The organism is Micromonospora yasonensis, assembly GCF_026013475.1.
Classification (GTDB): Bacteria; Actinomycetota; Actinomycetes; order Mycobacteriales; family Micromonosporaceae; genus Micromonospora; species Micromonospora yasonensis.
The window spans coordinates 1-16,155 of record NZ_JAPDPH010000037.1; the positions used below are offsets into that span (position 1 = coordinate 1).

Here is a 16,155-nt window from a genome sequence, read left to right on the forward strand (position 1 = left end):
GCGCGCCCAGGCGCGGATACACCCGCCGCGCATTCAGCTCCAGCACCTTCGCCCGGGCGTCATCCGGCAGGCCAAGATTATCGATGTACCGCAACGTGTCGTCCCAGTGGTGCCCGGTCTCCGGGTCGACTCCACGGACGGCGCCGTACATCTCCGAGGCGAACAGGATGTTGTCGACATCGATGACGCGGTGCAGGAGATCGATCCCCGCCTGGTGATAGACGCACGTGTCGAAGAAGACGTTGTTCATGACGTGCTCGCTCAACGGCGGACGGCCGAGCCGGTCGGCGAGCCCGCGGTAGCGACCCCAGTGGTAGGGCACCGCGCCGCCACCGTGCGGAATCACGAACCGCAGGGTCGGGAACTCACGGAACAGGTCTCCCTGCAGCAGCTGCATGAACGCCGTGGTGTCGGCGTTCAGGTAGTGCGCGCCGAGGGCGTGGAAGTTGGGGTTGCACGACGTGGAGACGTGAATCATGGCGGGAACGTCCAGCTCCACCATCGCCTCGTAGAGGGGAAACCAGTACTCGTCGGTCAACGGTTTGGACGTCCAGTGCCCGCCGGACGGATCCGGGTTCAGGTTGCAGCCGACGAACCCCAGCTCCGCCACGCACCGCCGAAGCTCGATGATCGAGTCGTCCAGCCCACCCTCCGGCGTCTGCGGCAGCTGGCAGGCGCCCACGAAGTGTCGCGGAAACAACTCGACCACCCGGTGGACCAGGTCGTTCGACACCCGCGCCCAGGCCCGCGCCACGCTCGGATCGGGTACGTGGTGCTCCATGCCCGACGCCTTGGGAGAAAAGATCATCACGTCGCCGCCGCGCTCGCGCAACAGCTTCAACTGGGTGCCCTCGATGCTCTCCCGGATCGCGTCGTCGCTGATGTCGGCAAGCGACGGCTCGGGCCGGTCCGGATCGGCCAGCCGGGCGAGCTGGGCGTCGCGGAACGCCTGCAGCGCCCCGGGCGCCGTGGTGTAGTGGCCGTGGCAGTCGATGATCACGTGTGTCGCCCTCGTCTCCGCGCGCAGATGGTCCGGTCGACTCCGGCTGCCCGGAGCCGCTGGCTCAGTCGTCCGCTTCCTGGTCGATGTAGGTCAGCCCCTTGCGGGCCAATCGCTCCCGCATGCCGTGCACGTCGAGACTGAGCTCCCCGGCCCGGTAGCGCGCGCGGGAGACCGCCTCCTTCTCCTCCCGCGCCCTCGACGCGGCCAGCACCCGGCCCGCGGCGGCGCGGGGCACCACGACCACGCCGTCATCGTCGGCGACGACCACGTCGCCCGGCCGCACCAGCTGGCCGGCACAGACGAGCGGGACGTTGACGCTGCCGAGGGTCTCCTTGACCGTTCCGGTCGCCGACACGCAGCTCGACCAGACCGGGAAACCCATCCGCGTCAGCTCCGCCACGTCCCGGCACCCGGCGTCGATGACCAGACCCCGCACGCCGCGTGCCTGCACCGCGACGGCGAGCAGCTCACCGAAGTAACCCGCGTCGGAGAACGACGTGGGCGCCACGACGAGGATGTCGCCGTCCCGGCACTGCTCGACGGCCACATGAATCATCCAGTTGTCGCCGGGTGGGACGCTCACGGTCACCGCGGTCCCGCTGACGTGCGCACCCGGGTAGATCGGTCGCAGCCGCGGCTCCAGCAGGCCCGTACGGCCCTGCGCCTCGTGGATGGTCGCCACGCCGAACGCCGCGAAGGCGTCGGCGGTGGACCGGTCAGCGCGCCGGATGTTCCGTACGACGACGCTCATCTCGCTCCCTTCGCACGATCCTCAGGTGGATTGCCGGCCCCGTCACTGCCACGGCAGCAGGGACACGTGGATGACGCCGTCCTCGCCCTCGCCGCCGACCGCCCGGATGGCGCGGTCCACCTCGGACAGCCCGTACGTGTGCGTGGTCAGCCGCTCGAGCGGGAAGCGGCCGGCGGCCAGCTGCGCGAGCGCGAGTTCGCAGGCACGGTAGCTGTGGCCGCGGGCGCTCTTGATGGTGATGGCCTTCTCGGTCACCTTCTTCACCGGGAAGTCGGGGAACGCCGCCATCTCCCCCTGGATCAGCAGGGTGCCGGCCCTCCGCTTGAGCGCGTCGATGCCGAGCAGGACGGGTGCCACACCCGCGCCGGCGGTGCAGTCGAGTACGACGTCGACGCCCTTGCCGCCGGTGAGCTGCATGACGCGCTCGAGCGGGTCCTCGGTCTGGACGTCGATGACGTGGTCGGCGCCGAGCGCCTTCGCCAGCTCGAGCCGCGCCGCGTCCCGGGTGGTGCCGGTGACGATGATGAGCGAGGCGCCGGCCTGCTTGCAGGCGACCGTCTGGGACAGCCCCTGCTGGCCCGGCCCCTGGATCAGCACCGTGGAGTCGTAGCCGACACCCGCGTCGAACAGCGCCCACTCGATGCCGTTGGACAGCGGTGTCACGATCCCGGCCAGCTCCGCCGACACCCCGTCCGGCACCTTGTGCAGGACGGCGTTCCAGGGCAGGTACAGGTAGCCCGAGAACCCGCCCCACAGGTGGTACGGGTTCTCGGCGGAGGTGTAGCCGTAGCGGCGTGCGTCCGGGTTGGTCCGCCAGTCGGTGGCCTCACAGTGGCGGTACTCCCCGAGGTGGCACCACGCGCACCGCCGGCACGGGACATAGTGCTCGAGGAAGACCCGGTCCCCCTCGGCCACGCCCTGCCGCTCGCGGAACACGCGTCCCGCCTTGGCGATGACCCCGACGTTCTCGTGCCCCATGATGACCGGGGCCTGCAGGACCGGTTTGGCGTACATCTTGACGTCGGTGCCGCAGATGCCGGCCACCTCGACCTTGAGCAGGGCACCGTCCTCCGGAACGTCCGGCATCGGGTACTCGCGGAACTCGGTGCGGCCTGGTCCGGTGCGCACCGCCGCCAGAACCTGCTCACCCATGGGCCGTCCTCCCTCGCTCGCCGGCAGGGATGCCCGGCGCCGCCTTGGTCTTATGGTCTAACACTTATCATGTTACGGTCGGCCGGTACAGAGCCCGGGGCGTGGTGACGCATCCCGGCGGACCCGGACGACAGCGAGGGGAGCTGAGCGAGACCGATGACGCAGGTGCAGCTCACGACCGTGACCAGGACCCAGGGGAACAACCAGGCCCTCAAGGACGGCCGCGTCGCTCCCGAGGGCTTCCGCCTCGACTTCCGGGAGGTTCCCGTCCTCGTCCACGCGTTCCGCCGGATGGTGCGGGAACTGGAGTTCGACGTCTGCGAGATGGCCTTCACCACCTACCTCTGCGCCAAGGCGCACGGCAAGCCCTTCACGGCTCTGCCGATCTTCCTGGTCCGCGGGTTCCACCACGGCGCCGTCGTGCAGAGCACCACCGCCGGCCTGCGGACCCCCACCGATCTCGAGGGCCGCAGTGTGGGGGTCAACCGGGGCTACACCGTCACCACGGGCGTCTGGGCCCGGGGGATCCTCCAGGACGAGTACGGCGTCGACCTGGACCGGGTGACCTGGGTGCTCTCCGGCGACGAGCACGTGGCCGAGTACCAACCCCCGGCGAACGTCGTCCCGATGCCAGCGGGGGCGAGCCTCGCGGCGATGCTGGGCACCGGCGAGGTGGCTGCCGCGATCGGCGTCGAGGCAACCGACGTCGTCCCGCTGATCCCGGACGCCGACGAGGCAGCCTACGCGGCCCTACGTGACCGTGGGCTCTACCCCATCAACCACCTGGTGGTCGTCAAGGACGAGCTGCTCCAGGCCCACCCGGGGCTCGCCACCGCGCTGTTCGACGCGTTCGCCGCCGCCAAGCGACAGTACGTCGAGGACCTGCGCGCCGACGCGATCGAGGCGCCCACAGCCACCGACCTGATGTACCGACGCGTCATGGACATCACCGGCGAGGACCCGCTGCCGTACGGCATCGAACCGAACCGGGAGATGATCGAACTGCTCATCTCCCACGCGGTGCGCCAGCGCATTCTCGACCGGCCGCCCGCCGTGGCGGACCTGTTCCCCGCGAGCACCCACGACCTGATCGCCTGACGGCGATGCGGATCGCGATCGCCGCCGACCACCACGGGCGCCAACTGAAGGCGCACCTCATCGGGTGGCTGACCACCGAGGGGCACCAGGTCGACGACCGCGGCGCCCACGACAGCGAGGTGGTGGACTACCCACCGCTCTGCGCCGACCTCGGCCGGCAGATCCTGACAGGTCGCGCCGATCGAGGCATCGTGATCGGCGGCACCGGTGGCGGCGAGGCCATCGCCTGCAACAAGATCCACGGAATCCGCGCCGGTCTGTGCACGTCGGCATACCTCGCGGAGATCTCCAGCGGCCACAACAACACGAATGTCCTCGTCCTGGGCGCCAGGGTGACCACGTCGGAGGAGGCGGTGGCGATCACCGAGAGGTGGCTCGCCACCGCGTTCAAGGGCGGGCGACACCAGCTGCGCCTCGACCAGATCGCGGCGCTGGAGCGGGGCGAGTCGCTCGCCTGACGGACGGTGCGAAGTCCCTGCGGCGTCCGTGCCCGGCCTACACCGCGTCGAGGAACTCCAGCACCCTCGCCGGCGCGCTCTCCTCGGTCTGCTCACTGACCGGAACGTCCCAGTACGTCGCGCGCGGCAGGCACTCCTCGAGGTAGCGCGCGGCCGATGTCGCGTGGGAGGCGTCCTGACCGGGTACGACCAGGGCGGGGATGTCCAGCCGCAGGAGGTCCTCCGGCTCCGGCCCGGGCACGGTGTCCCGGTCGAACAGCAGCCGGGCCATGCCGGTCACCAGGACGCCGTACCGGTCGGGGTCCCCCTGCGCGTACGCGTGCGCGAAGGCGGGGTCGCGCCGGATCACCGTGGCCCACGGTCCCACCCGGGGATCCTTGGTGAACGGTGCGTCGCCGGCGCCGGCCAGGGCGACGACCCCCGCCAGGCCGTGCTCGGCCACATAGGCCAGATGCTGGCCCAACCGGGCGTGCTGGGTCATCCGGTACCGGACCCCGCCCGCCGGTGAGTAGAGCACCATGCCGGCGACGGTGTCGGGATGCGCGACCGCGAACGTGGTGACGATGGAGCAGCCGACACAGCCGCCCATCAGGTGTGCCCGCTCGATGCCCAGCTGGTCGAGCAGGCCCTTGCCCTGCGCGGCGTAGTCACCCCAGCCGATGCGTTCGACCCGGCCGCCCGACAACCCGGACTCCCGCCGATCGAACGTGATGCAGGTGTAGCTCCTGGTCAGGTGGTCGAGGAGGTTGAGGCGGCGGTAGACGCCCTGCGTCCGCCAGTTGCCCAGCGTCGCGTTGAAACCGCCCGGGGAGAACATGAGCAGCGGCGGTCCCGAGCCGGCCACCTCGTAGTGGGTGGCGATCCCGTCGATGATGGCGGTGGGCACGACGCCCCTCCGTTCCTGTCCGATGAACCTGTGCGACGAGGGACCGCCACCGATCAACTCGGTGGCGCGCTCCGGGTGCCGCCCTTGATCTGCCGTCCGCCGCGCACGTCCTCGGCGTAGGCCGCGATCGCGTCGTAGCTGATCCGCGCCACGTTGGCGTACGTTTCCGTGGGCTTGTCCAGCGCCGAGGCGGCATAGCCGATGGCCGCGGTCGCCATGCGCATCCGCCCGTCGAGCCACGGTCCACCACCGAACCCGCCGACGACCGGGATCGACACCGCGCGGGCGACCGCCGCGCCGACGACCGGCCCGGAGTTGGTGAAGTTGAGCAGCGCGGCCCCCGCCGCCTCCAACCGCTTCGCCTCGGCGACCAGCTCGTCCATCATCTCCGCCGGCACCTCGGCCGCGGAGCCCGGATCCACGGTGTACGGCACGCCGTACCGCAGTGCCGTCTGCGGGGTGATCCCGAACTGGGCGAAAACCGGAATGCCGGCCCGGTTGACGGCCGTGACCGCGTCGAGGTGCTCGGACGCCCCGTCCAGCTTGACGAGGTCGACGCCGGCCTCCTTGACGAGCCTGATCGCCGCCCGCACCGCGCTGTCGGGCCCCTCCTGCAAGGGACCGAACGGGAAGTCGCAGCTGAGCAACGCCCGCCGCACCCCTCTACGGACCGCCTGCGCGACGACGATCATCTGGTCCATCGTCACCTCGAGGGGGTTCGACTGGCCCCAGAGATTGACGCCGACGGTGTCGCCGACCGACACGATGTCCACGCCCACCCGGTCGACGATCCGGGCCATCTGATAGTCCCAGACCACCACACCGACGATCTTCCGCCCGCCGCGCTTCATCGCCTGCAGCGCGGGCAGAGTGACCTGCTCGTCTGTTCCCACCCTCACTCCTCGACCTAGGCCCGCAATGCGGTGAGCAGCTCTGAGACGTCCTGCTCGTCGTACGTCACGAGGAGGACCCGGGCGTGGGGCCGCAGCGCCGAGACCGTCTCGCCGGCGTCGCGCCCGCCGGCCAGCACCACGCCGGCCGTCATGGTCCCGCGCAGGGTGCACGCGTCGCCGATCGCACGCGCCGCGTAGGCACCGTCGTCGGTGCTGGCCACCATCATGGCGACATCGGCACCGGCGAGTTCCAGGCTCAGCCGGGACTCAAATCCATGGGTCGACAGCAGGCCCACGTCCGCCACCTCGCCGTTGCTCTGCGCCAGCAGTGTCGGGGACTTGCACACGAAGAAGCGGGCAGTCGCCCATGGCTGCTCGGCGACCCGGCGTACGACCCGCTCCGCCCCGGCGTCCAAGGCCACGACGCGGGTTCCCCGGGAGGGCGCGATCGGGACGTTGATCCGGAAGCGGGCCTCGGCGGACGTGGCGGCCCGGGCGCAGCTGTTGAGCAGAATCGGGCGGTTCATGGTCACACCGACGTCTGCGGGGTACCAGGGATCACGGTCACGGCATCGCCGCACGACTCAAGGAAGGACTCGGCCCGGGGCAGCACGATCGCGGCCGAGCGCACCCGGTGATGGGCGGGGTCCACCCCGGGCGGGGTCACACCTTCGTCGCGGAGTGCGATGGCGGCCTTCCGCAGCTTCTGGCGGGCCTTGATGATGCCGCTGTCCGCGGGGACGAGCCGCTCCTTGGTCCGGTCGACGATGGGCCCCATGCTCTCCTGCAGGGAGGCGTCCTGGATCGCGATGCCCCTGACCCCCGAGTAGTGCTCCCCGCGCTTCTGCGCCTCGCGGTCCATGAGGTAGTCGTTGTCCTTGTTCTGCACCGGCCGGTAGGTGCCCGGGATGTTCTCGCTGTGCACCCCGAAGCCAGCCTTCATGGCCTGCAGCTCGGCCGGGGTCAACGCCCGGACCGGGTGGTAGTCGAAGGTGTAGACCCAGCAGTTCTCGTCATCGATCGGGACCCAGAAGTGGCCGTGCACCGGATGGTCACCCCGCGGGGGGACCATCGTGAAGCTCGGCATGATCCACGGGGTGATGCGCCAGTAGTACTTGCCGTCCTCGGCGTTGCGTCGGGCACCGACGAACAGGCCGCCGTCGGCCTCGGCGACCTCGAAGAACGGCTTCAGGTCGCCGATGTTGTACTGGTTGCCCTTGGCGCCCTTGAACAGCGGGTCGGTCTTGAGAGCGCCAGAGTGCAGCCACGTGACGTGGCTCGAGTCGATGCCGCCCTCCAGCGCCTGCAGCCAGTTGCTCTCCTGCCAGCGCTTGGAGGTGTAGGTCTGCTCCGACGGCACATGGACGAACTCGAACTCGGGCAGCCCCGGGCGCTTCGCAGGGTCGCCCAGGTAGGCCCACAGAATGTCGCCGACTTTGACGAGCGGATACGAGGTGAGCTTGACGGTGGCGCAGAAGGTGCCGTTGTCCGGCTCGGAGGGCACCTCCACGCACTGGCCGGTCACGTCGTACTTCCAGCCGTGGTAGCTGCAGCGCAGGCCGCCTTCCTCGTTGCGGCCGAACCACAGCGACGCACCCCGGTGGGCACAGAACTCGTCGATCAGCCCGTACCGGCCCTCGCTGTCCCGGAAGGCGATCAGGCGTTCGGAGAGAAGCTTGACTCGCACCGGCGGGCAGTCGTTCTCCGGCAACTCCTCGGCGAGCAGGGCGGGGATCCAGTACTGCCGGAACAGCTCACCCATCGGCGTCCCAGGACCAGTCTGCGTCAAAAGCTCGTTGAGCTCTCGTCTGAGCATCCTCGCGTTCCTCCCGACTCCTGGCCCTCGCCACGACAGCTCCCTGAAGTGCTAACCATCATACCATTATGCCAGTCGATCGCAACGGGCAACTGATCCTCGATCGCCGCCGGCGGTCCCCCGGGGCGCGCGAGAGGCCGTCAATGCAAGTAGGCGAGGCTGTCCCGGTTCGGCCGGTTCGGCCGGTTCGGCCGGTTCGCCGACAACGACCGGTGCGGCAGATCACGACCCAACCGGCTCCCGGTTCGGGCCACGCGGTCTAGTGGTATGACATTATTTCCTTCAGGCCCCGGACATTCGCAAAGTGGACGAGCATCGACTGCGAGGAACAAACGTCATGGCATCTGCGAGGACCGAACCTGCTGGCACCGGCAGCGACGCCGACATGTTCAAAGCCGTGTCGCTCAACCGCGTCTCGCAAGCCATCGTCGAACAGGTCAAGCTGCTGCTACGCCAGGGACGGCTCAAGCCCGGCGACCGGCTGCCCAGCGAACGCGAACTGTGCGAGCGCTTCGGAGTCAGCCGGGTCACCGTCCGAGAGGCACTGCGCGTCCTCGAGGCCGGCGGCCTCATCGACATCCGCGTCGGCGCGCGTGGCGGCGCCTTCGTCACGTCCCCCACATCGCAGCAGATCGGCGAGGGCCTCGCGGACCTGCTCAACCTCTCCCCACTCACCGCAGCAGAGGTCACCGAAGCACGACAGGTCTTCGAACTCGGCATCGTCCCGCTCGTGATCGAACGGGCCACCAATGACGACATCGTGGCGCTGCGGGACATGGTGCGCACCCACCAGTCGGCGCTCGACCGCGGCGAGTACGTCATGTCGATGTCAGCCGACTTCCATGTGCGAGTAGCCGCGTGCACCCACAACCCCGCGATCGAGATGCTCGTGCAGTCCTTCCACGGCCCGCTACTCATGTCGCTACTCGAAGCGCAGGTCGTGGCACCGCTCATGGGATACCGCGGCTCCGAGGAGCACGGCGCCTTCATCGACGCGATCGCCGCCCGTGATGTCGACCGGGCCCGATCGATCATGCGCGAGCACCTGCAACGCACCGCCGACCGGGTTCGCCAGGAGCCCGACGAAGCCCCCCAGCAGGCCTGACCACCGGTCGGCCGGGCACGGTCCGCTCCGCCCGGCTGGGCGCCCTGCACTCACCGACCCGGGGCATCCCGGCCGGGATCAGCTCTCGCAGCCGAGGGCGCGCGAGCGGGTTCGGCTTGCCGCGATGGGGTTGGTCCAGGACGCGATGAGGCTGATGGCCCGTGCCGCCGTCCCGACCTTGAGGCTGCGGCACCGAAGCATCGGTAGCGCCAGGTCGGGTGGGGCGTGGAAACAAGATCGGGCTCGACACGAGGGCGCACTCCCGGGTGCGCCCTCGTGCCGTCTCGACGAAGATCGCCTGCGAGGCTGCCGCCGGAAGCCGGATCGCGGCGACGGACGGTAACCGGTTACAGTGCTCGGACCGGATCAACCACGACCGCCAGGAGGTGCCCGGTGACGAACGCCCACGAACCCGAGCCGTCCTACGCCCGGACCGATTGGGAAGCCCGCATCGCCCGCCGCAGCGACGAAGGCCGCACGCGCGCGCTACCCGACCTGCCACCGCCGGCCGGGCTCACCGCCACCCCCGGCCACGGACACGTCCACCTCTCCTGGCAGCCCGTCAACGGCGCGGTCGGCTACCTGGTGCATCGCGCGACGCTGGACGGCGACCGGGTGTCCGGGCCGTTCACCCCGGTGGACCACCTCGGCGGAGACGTGCTCTCCGTGCCTGACACGTGGTACGTCGACACCACCGGCACCCCGGGCGAGCGGTACGCGTACGCGGTGGCCGCCGTACCCGAGGTGACCGTGACCGGCGCGCTGAGCGAACCGGTCCCGGCGGCCGCCCTGCCGGCCGCCGGTGCACCACCCACCGTCACGCTGCACCTCGACGCGGACGCCACGGGCTCCCCCCTGCACCGGCCCTGGCAGCCGATGATCGGCAGCGAGCGGCTGTCTCAGCTGCTCTGCCGGGACCGCTCCGGCGGCCGGGAGATCGGCGCCGAACTGCTGGCCGCGCTCCGCCGGGTACGCGAGGAGATCGGCGTGACCACCGTGCGGGCGCACTCGATCCTGCACGACGACCTCGGCGTCTACCGGGAGGTCGACGGCGAGCCGGTGTACGACTTCAGCCGGGTGGACCAGATCTACGACCTGCTCCTGGGCATCGGCATGACGCCGGTGGTGGAGATCGGGTTCATGCCCCGCGACCTGGCCAGCGATCCGGACCGCACCGTCTTCACCTACCGCGGCATCATTTCCCCGCCGCGCGACTGGGACCGGTGGTCCGGGCTGGTCCGGGCGCTGGTGGCCCACCTGCTGGACCGCTACGGCGAGCAGGTGCTCGGTTGGGACTTCGAGGTGTGGAACGAGGCCAACCTGGAGGTCTTCTGGAGCGGCAGCCGCGAAGAATGGATGCGGCTGTACGACGTGACCGCCCGCGCGGTCAAGGACGTCGACCCGCGGATTCCGGTGGGTGGACCCTCGTCGGCCGCCGCCGGCTGGGTGGACGCGCTGCTGGAGCATGCCGCCCGGTCCGGGGCGCCGGTGGACTTCGTCTCCACCCACACGTACGGCAGCCCGCCGCTGGACCTGCGGCCCACCCTGGCCCGCCTCGGCTTCCCCGACGCGCGGATCCTGTGGACCGAGTGGGGCGTCACCCCCACCCACTTCCACCCGGTCAGCGACGGCACCTCGGCCGCCACCTTCCTGCTCACCGGCATGCGGTCGGCCGCCGGCAGGGTCGACGCGCTGTCCTACTGGGTGGCCAGCGACCACTTCGAGGAACTCGGCCGGCCGCCGAGGCTGCTGCACGGCGGGTTCGGCCTGCTCACCGTCGGCGGCATCGCCAAGCCGCGCTACCACGCCCTGCGGATGCTCGCCCAGCTCGGCGAGACCGAACTGCCGGTACGGGCCGCCGGCGACGGTGCCGACGGCCTGGTGCAGACCTGGGCCAGCCGGCGCACCGACGGCAGCCTGGCGGTCCTGGTCTGGGTGGCCACCCTCGACCAGGACAAGCGGGACGGAGACCCGGCGCTGGCCCGGCGGATCCGGTTGGTCATCGACGGCGCGGCCGGCCGGCCCGCCCTGGTTTCCCGGCTGGACCGGGAGCACGGTGACATCACCACCCTCGCCGACCGGCTGGGGGTCGCCGAGTGGCCGACCGACGAACAGTGGGCCACGCTGCGCGCCGCCGACCAACTTCCGGCGGAGAAGGTGCAGCCCTCCACCGACGCCGGGGCGGCGGTGATCGAACTGGACCTGCCGCAGCCCGGCGCGGTGCTGGTCGAGATTCCCGGGGCCTGATCCCTCACGGAAGTAGGGCCCTACGGCGCCTGGCCGAGGGCCCTACCTCCCTGCGTTACCGCGCCGTCAAGCGGCCGGACGCAGCTGGGGAAGGTTCTGGTCGGCCGGCACGTTGAACGTCTCCTGCGCGATCAGTGGACGGATCCGGCTCTCGAACTGCGGCGAGACGAACGCGCGGCGGACGAGGTCGTCGGCGAGCTCGTTGCCGAGCGCACCCATGATCATGGCCTGGTCGAGCGAGAGGTAGCGCTTGGCCACGGTGCCGCTGCCGACCGCGATCGCGTCGTAGAAGCCGCCGGGGCCGTACGAGTCGAAGTTGGCCTTGAGCCGGGCGAGGTTTTCGACGACCGCTGCCTTGGCGTACGGGAGAGCGAGGAACGCCGCGTGCGGGGTCACCACGCCGTCGCCGTAGTCGGGGTCCGGGCCGGCCGGGCGGCAGTCGCCGAACCCCGCGTCATACTTCGAGCGCTCCATGTCGGACGGGTAGCCGTCGGTGTCCATGCCCATCGCGTCGACGCCCCAGGCCATGTAACCGCCGGCCGGGTCGCTGGCCGGGGAGAAGCCCCAGTAACCGTACCCGGCGTCGTTCATCCCGTGCTCGATCTGGCCGGCGACCGTCGCGGGATGGTTGCGGCCCCAGCTGTTGGGGGCCCACCGCGCTTCGGGCACGAACAGGTCCGGCATCAGCGCCTCGAACATGTCCCCACCCCAGCTGGGTACGAACTGGATGCCGCGGTACCGGTACGCGCCCTCGTACACCGGGACGCCCTCGTAGGTGGTGTTGAAGCCGACGGGCCGCATCTCGTGCCAGCTCCAGTCGCAGGTGGCCGGCAGGGTGCGCATCGTGTTGTAGTAGGCCTTCGGCGGGATCTGGCCCATCGCGATGCCGAGGTACGTCGCGATGCGCGGTTCGGTGACGGTGATGTCGTAGTGGTTGCAGGTGAACCAGACGCCGTCGCGCTGCCGCGAGCACCCCGGCGGTGGCGCGTCCCAGAAGCCGCCGGCGATGAGGCCGCTGGCCCCGAACGGGGTCGCCGCCGCCGGGTTGTAGTAGAAGCCGAAGTTCATCTTCCGCAGGATCTCGTCGGCCTTGCCGCGCAGCTCCGGCACGGCGCCCTTGACCACGTTGAGGGCGGCCGCGAGCCAGCCGTTGTCCACACTAGACAGGAACGGGTAGACGGTGCTGCCGTTGTCGGGCCAGACCGTGACGACCGAGCCGTCCCGCGGGTCGTACCAGTTGTAGTACATGCCCGACGCGGTGTGGTGCTTGAGCCGGGCGAGCGTGTCGAGGGTCTTGGCGATCCGTTCGCGGGCTTCGGCGGGCGAGATGATGTTGAGCTCGCGGGCGACCACCGCGGACCACAGGTAGCCGCCGATGTTGGTGGGGGACGTGTAGGTGGCGCGGCCGTCGGCGGCGAGGTCGCCGGTGATGTTGTCGGCGACCAGGCCGGTGCCGGGGTCGGTCATGGCGGTCATCGACCGCCACGTGTCCGTGGCGTAGCGGAGCAGAGCCCGGTCGGGGTCGCGCTCGTCGGGTGCCGCGGCGGCGGCCGAGCCGCCGGTCAGCACGAGCGCCAGCGCGAGGAGCGGTGCGAGAAGGCGTCGCATGGGTCTCCTTGTCTGGTTGGGGGATGGATCACTTGATTCCGGTGGTCGCGATGCCGCGCAGGAAGTGCCGCTGGAGGACCAGGAACACGATGAGCACCGGGAGCACGACGACGACCGCGCCGGCGAGGAGCAGGCCGTAGTTGCGTTCGTTCTCGCCGACGCTGTAGAGCGCGAGGGCGACCGGCAACGTGTACTTGTCCTCCGTGGTGGCGACCACTAGAGGCCACAGGAAGTTGTTCCAGGACGCGAGGAACGTGAGGATCCCGAGGGTGGCCAGTGCCGGCCGGCACAGCGGAAGCACCACCCGCCAGAAGATCCGGAACTCGCCGGCGCCGTCGACCCGGGCCGCCTCGATGAGCTCGTCGGGGATCGACTGGAGAAACTGCCGCATGAGGAACACGCCGAACGGTCCGACGAGGAACGGCAGGATCAGGCCCGCGTACGTGTTGGTCAGGCCCATGTTGCTGACCAGCACGAACTGCGGGACGAAGGTCACCATGCCGGGCACCATGAGCATGCCGAGCACGGCCAGGAAGAGCGCCCGCTTGCCGGGATACCGCAGCTTGGCCAGCGCGTACCCGACGAGCGAGCAGAACAGCAGGTTGCCGACCATGACCAGGGTCGCGACCAGTGCCGAGTTGAGGAAGTAGAGCGGGAAGTCGAGCCGGGAGAACAGCCCACGGAAGTTGTCGAGCGTGACCGTCTCGGGCCACCAGGTCGGCGGCACGTCACGGATCTCCCGCTCCGGCTTGAGCGATGAGAGCGCCATCCAGACGAACGGTCCGGCCACGGCGAGCAGCCCGAGAAGCAGGACGACGTAGAGCACGGTCGTGGCGACCCGGTCGCGGGTACGCAGGGTGGTGTCCTTCGTGGCCATCGTCAGTTCCTCTCCCCCAGCAGGCGGAACTGCACCACCGACAGCGCCACGATCGCCAGGAAGAGCACGTAGCTACCGGCGGCCGCGTAGCCGTAGTTGCCGAAGCCGAACTGGTTGTAGATGTGGAACGAGACCGACAGCGTCGAGGACAGCGGGCCGCCCTGCGTCATGACGAGCGGCTCCTCGAAGAACTGGAGATAGCCGATGCCGGTGATCACCCCGCCGAAGAGCAGCGTCGGCCGCAGCATCGGCAGGGTCACGTTGCGGAACTGCTGCCACCGCGTCGCGCCGTCGAGCGTCGCCGCCTCGTAGAGGTCGGCCGGCACCGCCTGGAGTCCGGCCAGGAAGATCACCATCAGGAAGCCGAGGTTGCGCCACGCCGCCATGACGATCAGCGACGGCAGCGCGAGCCTGGCGTCGTACAGCCAGTTCGGCCCGTCGATCCCGACCAGTCGCAGCAGGTTGTTGACCAGCCCGACCTCCGGGTCGAGCAGGAAGCGCCAGACCACGGAGAGCGCCACGATGCTGGCCACGACCGGCAGGTAGAAACCGACCCGGAACAGCGCGCGGAAGCGTACGAGCCCGGAGTTGAGCGCCGTCGCGGCGGCCAGGGCCAGCACCATCGTCAGCGGCACCCCGGCGATGACGAACACGAGCGTGTTGACCGATGACCGCAGGAACAGCTGATCGGAGAACAGGCGGGTGTAGTTGTCGATGCCGACGACGTTGACGGCCAGCGGGTTGCGCAGGTCGGTGGAGCGCAGGTCGGTGAAGCTCATGACCAGCGAGACCACCACCGGCAGCGCCATGGACACGAGGAACAACACGGTGAAGGGCGCGGAGAAGGCCCAGCCGGTCAGCGCCCGCCGCAGGCGTTGACGCCGCCGGACCGACCCGGCGGGCCGGTCGGGGCTGGTCGCCCCGGCCGGTCGCGCCGGTGCCGTCGCCGCGGAGGCGTCGGCCATGTCAGCTCCCGGTCCCGATGGCGCTCGCCTTCTCCTGGATCGCCTTGGCGGTCGCGGCCGGGTCCGCGTTCTGCTTGCACAACTTCTCGACCTCGAGGTCGAACGCGGCCGCGATCTGCTCCCAGGTCGTGATCGCCGGCGGCGCCTTGGCGCTCTTGAGCTGCTGGCCGAACGCGGTCAGGGACGTGTCGCCGGAGAGCGTCGAGTCGTTCCAGGCCGACTGCACAGCGGGCAGGTCCTTGACCGCCTGGTACCACTTGACCTGTACCTCGGGCTTGCCCAGCCACTGCACGAATTTCCAGGCGCCGTCACGGTTCTTGGCGTCCTTGAAGACCGCGAGGTTGCTGCCGCCGATGAACGAGGTCGACGACTTCTTCATCGGCATCTGGGCGACCGCGTACTTGTCCTTGAAGCCGGCGCCGCCCTGCTCCTCGACGATGCCCATGTGCCAGGGGCCGGAGATGAACGCGCCGATCTCGCCCTTGACGAAGCCGGGCTCGAGCGCTCCGTCCGGCAGCGCGGTCGGGGACAGTCCCTCCTTGAAGAAGGACTGGTAGTAGCCGAGCGCCTCGGTCATCTCCGGGGTGTCGAAGCTCAACTTGGTTGCGCTGGCCACGTCGGCGCCGTTGGACCAGGCGAACGGCAGAACCGACTGCCAGCTGCCGGTCTTGCCGGGCTGAAGGTTGAGGCCCCACTTGGCGCCGGCCTTGTCCTTCATGCCCTTGGCCATGGCCTTGAGGTCGTCCCACGTCTTCGGGCCGTCCGGGAAGCCGGCCTTGGCGGCCAGGTCCTTGCGGTAGTAGATCAGCCGGGTCTCGACGTACCACGGGACGCCGTACGAGGTGTTGTCGACGATCGTGGTGTCCCAGGCGCCGGGGAAGAAGTCGTCTTTCTTGATCAGATCCGGCGGGGTCGGGTCGAACGCGCCGGACTTGGCGAACTCGCCCTGCCAGGTGGTACCGATCATGGACACGTCCGGCGTCTGCTTCGCGGCGATGGCGCTCGCGATCTTCTGGTGCGCCGCGTCCCAGGGCACCGCCGTCACGGAGACCTTGGCGTCGGGGTTCTCGGTGGAGAACTCCTTCGCGAACTCGGCGAGCTTCTCGCCTTCGGTGCCCATCGCCCAGACGGTGATGTCCCCGCTCGCCTTGCCTGCGCCGACGGACTTCGCCTCGTCCTGTCCGCCGCCCGAGTCACGGCCACAACCGGTCAGCGCGACCGACGCGGCCAAGACGACCGCGGCGGCTAACCGCCTACTTCTCATGTCGTACCTCCGGGGGTTGGTGGTTTCTAACG

The 16,155-nt window shown here is 69.9% G+C and carries 15 protein-coding genes; 4 read left to right on the forward strand and 11 right to left on the reverse strand.

Going from position 1 to position 16,155, the window contains the following annotated elements; genetic code table 11:
* The 3 genes from ONA70_RS10810 to ONA70_RS10820 all read right to left on the reverse strand — a co-directional run.
* Nucleotides 1-1,000: amidohydrolase family protein (locus ONA70_RS10810; protein WP_265006237.1), on the reverse strand; the 1,000-nt coding region annotated here is incomplete at its 3' end.
* Nucleotides 1,001-1,064: 64 nt separating this feature from the next.
* Nucleotides 1,065-1,754 (reverse strand): 4-carboxy-4-hydroxy-2-oxoadipate aldolase/oxaloacetate decarboxylase, encoded by a 690-nt coding sequence (locus ONA70_RS10815; protein ID WP_265006238.1) that lies wholly within the window; start codon nucleotides 1,752-1,754, stop codon nucleotides 1,065-1,067.
* Between the two features lie 42 nt (nucleotides 1,755-1,796).
* Complete coding sequence (locus ONA70_RS10820) at nucleotides 1,797-2,906, reverse strand: zinc-dependent alcohol dehydrogenase (protein WP_265006239.1); 1,110 nt, start codon at nucleotides 2,904-2,906, stop codon at nucleotides 1,797-1,799.
* Nucleotides 2,907-3,086: 180 nt separating this feature from the next.
* Here ONA70_RS10820 and ONA70_RS10825 point away from each other — a divergent pair, with 180 nt between their 5' ends.
* Both ONA70_RS10825 and ONA70_RS10830 read left to right on the forward strand, forming a co-directional pair.
* A complete protein-coding gene (locus ONA70_RS10825; RefSeq protein WP_265006240.1) occupies nucleotides 3,087-4,004 on the forward strand; it encodes a substrate-binding domain-containing protein in 918 nt (305 codons plus the stop codon).
* A 5-nt stretch (nucleotides 4,005-4,009) separates the two neighbouring features.
* Nucleotides 4,010-4,462 (forward strand): RpiB/LacA/LacB family sugar-phosphate isomerase, encoded by a 453-nt coding sequence (locus ONA70_RS10830; protein ID WP_265006241.1) that lies wholly within the window; start codon nucleotides 4,010-4,012, stop codon nucleotides 4,460-4,462.
* A gap of 37 nt (nucleotides 4,463-4,499) precedes the next feature.
* On the opposite strand, the gene ONA70_RS10835 is transcribed toward ONA70_RS10830, so the two are convergent.
* Genes ONA70_RS10835 through ONA70_RS10850 form a run of 4 tightly spaced genes read right to left on the reverse strand, consistent with a single transcriptional unit; the run spans nucleotide 4,500 to nucleotide 8,003 of the window.
* Nucleotides 4,500-5,348, reverse strand: coding sequence for an alpha/beta fold hydrolase (locus ONA70_RS10835; RefSeq protein ID WP_265006242.1), 849 nt, complete (start codon nucleotides 5,346-5,348; stop codon nucleotides 4,500-4,502).
* A 53-nt stretch (nucleotides 5,349-5,401) separates the two neighbouring features.
* Nucleotides 5,402-6,241: a 3-methyl-2-oxobutanoate hydroxymethyltransferase gene (locus ONA70_RS10840; RefSeq protein WP_265006243.1), complete on the reverse strand. Its 840-nt coding sequence runs from the start codon at nucleotides 6,239-6,241 to the stop codon at nucleotides 5,402-5,404.
* Nucleotides 6,242-6,255: 14 nt separating this feature from the next.
* Nucleotides 6,256-6,768 (reverse strand): hypothetical protein, encoded by a 513-nt coding sequence (locus tag ONA70_RS10845; protein WP_265006244.1) that lies wholly within the window; start codon nucleotides 6,766-6,768, stop codon nucleotides 6,256-6,258.
* Nucleotides 6,769-6,770: 2 nt separating this feature from the next.
* Nucleotides 6,771-8,003 (reverse strand): aromatic ring-hydroxylating dioxygenase subunit alpha, encoded by a 1,233-nt coding sequence (locus tag ONA70_RS10850; protein ID WP_265006245.1) that lies wholly within the window; start codon nucleotides 8,001-8,003, stop codon nucleotides 6,771-6,773.
* A 391-nt stretch (nucleotides 8,004-8,394) separates the two neighbouring features.
* Between ONA70_RS10850 and ONA70_RS10855 the strand changes: the two genes are divergently transcribed.
* Both ONA70_RS10855 and ONA70_RS10860 read left to right on the forward strand, forming a co-directional pair.
* Nucleotides 8,395-9,162, forward strand: coding sequence for a FadR/GntR family transcriptional regulator (locus ONA70_RS10855; protein ID WP_265006246.1), 768 nt, complete (start codon nucleotides 8,395-8,397; stop codon nucleotides 9,160-9,162).
* A 393-nt stretch (nucleotides 9,163-9,555) separates the two neighbouring features.
* Nucleotides 9,556-11,409: a GH39 family glycosyl hydrolase gene (locus ONA70_RS10860; protein ID WP_265006247.1), complete on the forward strand. Its 1,854-nt coding sequence runs from the start codon at nucleotides 9,556-9,558 to the stop codon at nucleotides 11,407-11,409.
* A 66-nt stretch (nucleotides 11,410-11,475) separates the two neighbouring features.
* Here ONA70_RS10860 and ONA70_RS10865 read toward each other — a convergent pair whose 3' ends face one another.
* Genes ONA70_RS10865 through ONA70_RS10880 form a run of 4 tightly spaced genes read right to left on the reverse strand, consistent with a single transcriptional unit; the run spans nucleotide 11,476 to nucleotide 16,123 of the window.
* A complete protein-coding gene (locus tag ONA70_RS10865) occupies nucleotides 11,476-13,017 on the reverse strand; it encodes a glucoamylase family protein (RefSeq protein WP_265006248.1) in 1,542 nt (513 codons plus the stop codon).
* Nucleotides 13,018-13,045: 28 nt separating this feature from the next.
* Complete coding sequence (locus tag ONA70_RS10870; RefSeq protein WP_265006249.1) at nucleotides 13,046-13,894, reverse strand: carbohydrate ABC transporter permease; 849 nt, start codon at nucleotides 13,892-13,894, stop codon at nucleotides 13,046-13,048.
* Between the two features lie 2 nt (nucleotides 13,895-13,896).
* Nucleotides 13,897-14,859 (reverse strand): carbohydrate ABC transporter permease, encoded by a 963-nt coding sequence (locus tag ONA70_RS10875; RefSeq protein WP_265006250.1) that lies wholly within the window; start codon nucleotides 14,857-14,859, stop codon nucleotides 13,897-13,899.
* 1 nt (nucleotide 14,860) lies between these two features.
* A complete protein-coding gene (locus ONA70_RS10880; protein WP_265006251.1) occupies nucleotides 14,861-16,123 on the reverse strand; it encodes a sugar ABC transporter substrate-binding protein in 1,263 nt (420 codons plus the stop codon).
* Between the last annotated feature and the right edge of the window lie 32 nt (nucleotides 16,124-16,155).